At 67.2% G+C, this 2,068-nt stretch carries 4 protein-coding genes and 1 tRNA gene; 4 read left to right on the plus strand and 1 reads right to left on the minus strand.

All coding sequences use genetic code 11. The annotated features are described in order from the left end of the window. From ACN269_RS33680 to ACN269_RS33695, 4 genes are all read left to right on the plus strand, one after another. Positions 1 to 309, plus strand: a 309-nt coding sequence (locus ACN269_RS33680; RefSeq protein WP_421477230.1) for a hypothetical protein, incomplete at its 5' end; no start/stop codon positions are given. A gap of 157 nt (positions 310 to 466) precedes the next feature. Continuing rightward, positions 467 to 625, plus strand: a complete 159-nt coding sequence (locus ACN269_RS33685; protein WP_421477232.1) for a hypothetical protein — start codon at positions 467 to 469, stop codon at positions 623 to 625. Beyond that, positions 573 to 1,205 (plus strand): hypothetical protein, encoded by a 633-nt coding sequence (locus tag ACN269_RS33690; RefSeq protein WP_421477234.1) that lies wholly within the window; start codon positions 573 to 575, stop codon positions 1,203 to 1,205. Before ACN269_RS33685 ends, ACN269_RS33690 begins: the two co-directional genes overlap by 53 nt. Positions 1,206 to 1,256: 51 nt before the next feature. Then, positions 1,257 to 1,330: transfer RNA gene (locus ACN269_RS33695), tRNA-Met, on the plus strand. Positions 1,331 to 1,445: 115 nt separating this feature from the next. On the opposite strand, the gene ACN269_RS33700 is transcribed toward ACN269_RS33695, so the two are convergent. Further along, positions 1,446 to 1,778, minus strand: coding sequence for a hypothetical protein (locus ACN269_RS33700; RefSeq protein WP_421477236.1), 333 nt, complete (start codon positions 1,776 to 1,778; stop codon positions 1,446 to 1,448). Between the last annotated feature and the right edge of the window lie 290 nt (positions 1,779 to 2,068).

Here is a 2,068-nt window from a genome sequence, read left to right on the forward strand (position 1 = left end):
GCCACCGGTCCGGCGCCGACGGGACAGACTTCGACGGCGCGTCCGTCGACCGACGGCGAGCAGACCGCGACAGCGCAACAGTCTGTCGGCGGCCAGAACGAGGCTCCGGCCAGGACACCTGCCCCGGTTGCTGCGGTTCCGGCCGGCGAGCCGACGCAGCTGTCGGGCGCCAAAGCGGCGGCGCTGCAAGAGGTTCAGTCCGCACTGGATTCGGTGCGCGAGGCCCAGCGCAGCGGTGACTTCGCCGACTACGGTGATGCGTTGCAGCGCCTCGACGACGCGATGAACCGGTACAACAACGCCGACTAGGGCGTGGCGCTCGAGGCTCCTCCGGTAGGACCCTGAATGCCGTCGACGGATCTCGCCCACGACGGGCGCGCTGATCGAGTGGCCGCGTTGCGCGGCCGGGTGGCCACGCCGGTGGCGTTGCCGGGCGAGGCAGGCTACGAAGGCTGCACCCCGTGGAATGTCGCTGTCGCTGCCGGGTTCGTCAGGCACCGTGGGTGTGGTCGGGTACCTGACCGGCGGTGGGATCGGTCCGTTGGTGCGAAGCGTCGGTCTGAGCTCCGACCATGTCCGCGGGTTCGATGTGGTCACCGGCTCCGGGGCAGCTGCTGCGGGCTAGCCCGGAGGGCAACGCGGAGCTGTTCTGGGGGCTGCGTGGCGGCAAGGCGACGTTGGGAATCATCACCAGCATCGAGATCGACCTGCCGATTCCCGAATTCTACGGTGGGGCTCTGTATTTCGACGGTGGAGACGCTGCCGCGGTGTTGCACGCCTGGTGGCAGTGGAGCGTCGGTCTGCCCAAGAGCGTCAACACGTCGGTGGCGCTGCAGCAGTTGCCGCCATTGTCCGGGGTGCCCGAACCGCTGGCCGGTCGGCTGACCGTGGCGGTGCGCTATGCGGCGTTGGGTGACTTCAAGGCCGGCGAGTCCCTGCTGACACCCATGCGTTCGGCCGCGACGCCGCTGATCGATGCCGTCGGGTTGCTGCCGTACTCGGCGATCGGTGCGGTGCACAGCGACCCGGTCGACCCGATGCCGAACTTCGCGGCGTCGTTGGACCCCGGGCGGGCGGCGCGCTGCTACAGCGACGACGCACGGCATCGGCTGGCCGCGCTGGCCGACCGCTATGACCCTGCGGGCGTGCTGTGCACTGGCCAGGTGTTCCGAGCCACGCCAAAGGCGCCCGATAACCGCAGCTGAGCAGCCGATTTGGAGCTGCACCGGCCGCACCGGTAACCTCGTGTTCACCGACGCGGGGTGGAGCAGCTCGGTAGCTCGCTGGGCTCATAACCCAGAGGTCGCAGGTTCGAATCCTGTCCCCGCTACTGCGAGAATCGGCCCCCGGATACCTTCGGGGGCCGATTTGGTTTGGCCGCCCGTCGTTGCGTCCGATATCGCCCCCTGCGAGTGCGATCTACCCCGGGATTGGGCGCGACACTCTCATCCGAGCATTTTGCGTGGGTCGGGGAAACCCATCGTGGTGTAGCCGGGGGCGCGTTTCCTCAGCGAGGAGGCGATGACGGGGGTGAGTTCGTCGTGGTGGTCGTGGACGGTAGCGGTGGTCTTCGTCGGATAAGGGCGAGTGACGCGCCCGATGTACTGCACGAGGCGGTTCTTGAAGGTAATCGGCGCGGCGAGGAACAAGGTGTCGAGGGCGGGGCAGTCGAAGCCTTCCCCGATGAACGAACTCGTGCCGACTATCAGGAGCGGAACCGAATCAGGCGTGTGGTTGGCGAGTCGCTCGGTGATCTGGCGGCAGCGTCGCCTGATCACTGGCCGCCGCCCGAGCCTGCTCCTCGCTCAATCGGAGCAGTCGACGCAGACGCGCATTGTCGGCACGTAGTGTGTCCAACTCACCGGGGAACTTCTCGATGTCGCCAACGTCGATGTCGCCAACGTCAGTGCTCCTCCGGATCCGTTACCTGGCGCCACGGATGAGTTCGACGGCTTCGACCATGGCGTAACGCGCACTGAGTTGGTCCAAAATCTCGTCCACTGTGGACGGCGGTCGAACAAACCTGGACGACATGGCGATCATTGCCTGATGGGCGACGTCGGGGGAC

It is taken from the genome of Micromonospora sp. WMMD736 (genome assembly GCF_049179015.1).
GTDB lineage: Bacteria > Actinomycetota > Actinomycetes > Mycobacteriales > Micromonosporaceae > Micromonospora.

Bases quoted from the DNA above. Each gene is read 5' to 3' on its own strand.
- ACN269_RS33685 (WP_421477232.1), top strand. From the start codon at position 467: ATGTCGCTGTCGCTGCCGGGTTCGTCAGGCACCGTGGGTGTGGTCGGG.
- ACN269_RS33690 (WP_421477234.1), top strand. From the start codon at position 573: ATGTCCGCGGGTTCGATGTGGTCACCGGCTCCGGGGCAGCTGCTGCGG.